Origin of the sequence: Shewanella sp. SR44-3, assembly GCF_014163735.1 — a bacterium.
Classification (GTDB): Bacteria; Pseudomonadota; Gammaproteobacteria; order Enterobacterales; family Shewanellaceae; genus Shewanella.
In genome coordinates this window covers 1-2782 of record NZ_JACJDV010000077.1, presented here as the reverse complement: position 1 = coordinate 2782, position 2782 = coordinate 1, and the positions used below count along the sequence as shown (strand labels likewise).

Below are 2782 nucleotides of genomic sequence, written 5' to 3'. Positions count from 1 at the left end.
ATTGCGCTTCTACCCAAGCACGACGATGGTCAAAATTCTTACCCGACTCACCCAATAAACCAGTGCATCATCACCGCAGACTTTTTATTGGTAAAGAATGCACGGCGAATAACACGACTGTTGCAGTGGTAGAAAGGACTGATGTTAAACAAGAAGCTCCACACTCACCTGACTTCTTCTAGGGCGTGGCATAAACTCACCTTTCGTCAATGTCTGTCCAGAGTGTAAGCCTAGTTCAAAAGCAAGTAAGCTTCCATAAACATGGCTGGCACTATTAATTACTTTTTGATCTTTATCTTCAATTGGAGGTATTGGGTTTATATCTTCTATTTCGATATTGTCAACGAGCATAATTGACTCACTAAATTCCTAACGCCCTAATAATGGGCAAAAAATTGTTGGCTAAAATGTTGAGGAACGAAAACAGCCAACTATTTTTTGTCCTTATTAATTAGCTTGTTAGCTAACTTTAATTCTGAATCTTGATTTTATTAATCCGATTGCCACTACTATCAGTCGTCACTATAATATTATCACCTTGCGATAAAAAGACTGACTTGTGGTCGTTTTTAGATGAAATTAGCACTCTATCCAAGGGAACTTCATCTTTATGGTTAAATTTAAAAACGTCAACCATACAAGGGTACGAATTTTTACAATCATTTGTACTTACGTTGTAATTAACTCGGCCTAAAGAAGCCCACTTTGGGCGTCCATTAAGGTAACTTGTCCTTGGCCAAAAAATTGAGATATCCCATTTATTCGAATCAGAACTCCAAACTTCGTTACCTTTTACAAAAATAAATGGTTCTTGCAATTCGACATTTTTAACAGCTCTAGAATACGTAGGATGTTCATACTTAGTATTACTTCGTTCTATACGTGTAGTTTGATCAATGGTCAGTGTTTCTAAACCTGTGTACTTTTTAAGTTTACTTGCTAGCCATTTTTCCTCATTTATATGAGAGTAACCAACATGAATAATGATTTTTGCGTCGGGATCTTTATCAAAGACTTTCTCTTTGAGGGTTAGTGCAGAATTAGTTTCCCGCTCATCAATTGTATTAAGTTTACTTGGCTTATGTTGGTCATATGAAACAATTTCAAATCCTATTTCTTTTGCTGTAAGCACTAGATTTGCATATAGGGCTTCACGTGTATAATAACCAACTTGCTTAGTTATAAAGCCCCTATCAATTTGCAGAGTAGCGGAGCTACTTAATGTTTCAGCGGCAAAGTAGCGATAGCCTTGTTTCCATAACCCCTTTAGTAAGCGGTAAGTTAAAACTCTGTGTTGTGAAATATCATGAGCTTCATTGACCATAACGATTTGATGTGTTTTAGCCCGTTCCAAAATTTCGACTACAGCACTTTTTGCATTATAGTTAGCTAAATCTTCAACATTAGAGCTTTCTACTTCAGCAGTTCTATCTCTAGTAATTAAGGCATTACTATGTAAACCAGCAAAAGAGTACTCAACACTAAGTCCTTGCATAATAATATCTAAAGCGATGGGATTGTTAGAAAAATCTTTGGCAAAGCCTTCAGTGAATGAGATCTTCTCAACTAAAGTTTTATCTTTCGTTTGTTCTTGTATTTGGTTTCCGATTTTTACTGCCTGTAAAAGAAACTGTTCGTGATCATGCTCTTCAGAGAAAGCGTGACTAGAAGCAAGTAGGCAAAATAGTATTATTTTTTTCAAGTTAAATCCTTTTATTCGAAATTTAATGCTCAACGATATGGCAAGTTAGCTAACGCCCGCATAAAGCGCTCGAGGTGCGAGCGTCGCCTTTAATGCGTTTGTTAGGGCTATTCTTAATATTGTCCAACAATTTCACTATAACCAAAATAATTGGATGCTCGTTCAAGTACCTGAGTTTTCTCATCTTCTCTTTCTAGTGCTGTCAAAATTTCTAGCAAATTTAGAACACCTGTCATATATGATTTATCAATATACCTGTAATGTTCCGGGGTATTTAATTTAGGGTAATTTTTGGCTGAGTTTAAACTAGATTCCCTGTTGTGCCTGAGAGATTCATATTTAAATACTGGGTTACCAATATATTTACCACAAAGTTCATACTCTTTAATTTCCAACAAGGTAGGTTCAACAACGTGATAGTAACTTTTAGCTTGTTCTACATAGTTTTTGTCTAGATATTTGAACAATTCAACTGTAAGGTTTGACTCCTTCAATTCTCGGTTGATCGATGATAAATCGTGGAAGTTGCTGAAGTTGCCTTTACCTGAACGGAGTAAAGAATCATTTTTATCTCTAATTTTTTTCAATTCGGTTAGCGCTTTAGGATATTGTTCACCAAGTTTAACCCATGACATTAAGGCATAAGATAACCGCACTCCTCCCATGCCAGGTGATTTTTTTGATTCTTCATGAAACCAAATATGTTTCTCTAGCGCATTTTGATAATCGCCAACATCTATTAATTCATAAATTTCTTTTAGATCACTTTTGCCAACATCAGCGAATACTATACCTGAAGTAGTAGTTAAAAAAATGAGTAAAAGCTTTATTATTTTTGTCATGTAACCTCCAATGTAAAATATGACCTACGAGTAGTCCTAACGCCTCGTTAAGAGGCAAAAAATTGTTGGCTAAAATTAGCGACGAAGGAGCAAAAGCCAACTGTTTTTTGTCCTTTTAAACGACTTGTTGAACGAAGCCGCTTTGCGGCAGTAAAGATAAAGCTCACCGCTATCCACTCATCATAAATACTTACTAGACCCTGCCAATTAGGCATTTATCTAGGAGTATTATCATGAA

General features: G+C 35.9%; 3 protein-coding genes. All 3 read right to left on the bottom strand.

Translation table 11 applies throughout. The annotated features are described in order from the left end of the window. Positions 1-144: 144 nt before the first annotated feature. Complete coding sequence (locus H5073_RS18430) at positions 145-351, bottom strand: hypothetical protein (RefSeq protein WP_259394949.1); 207 nt, start codon at positions 349-351, stop codon at positions 145-147. 118 nt (positions 352-469) lie between these two features. After that, positions 470-1702, bottom strand: a complete 1233-nt coding sequence (locus H5073_RS17790; protein WP_182680900.1) for a hypothetical protein — start codon at positions 1700-1702, stop codon at positions 470-472. 113 nt (positions 1703-1815) lie between these two features. Continuing rightward, a complete protein-coding gene (locus H5073_RS17785; protein ID WP_182680899.1) occupies positions 1816-2544 on the bottom strand; it encodes a hypothetical protein in 729 nt (242 codons plus the stop codon). Between the last annotated feature and the right edge of the window lie 238 nt (positions 2545-2782).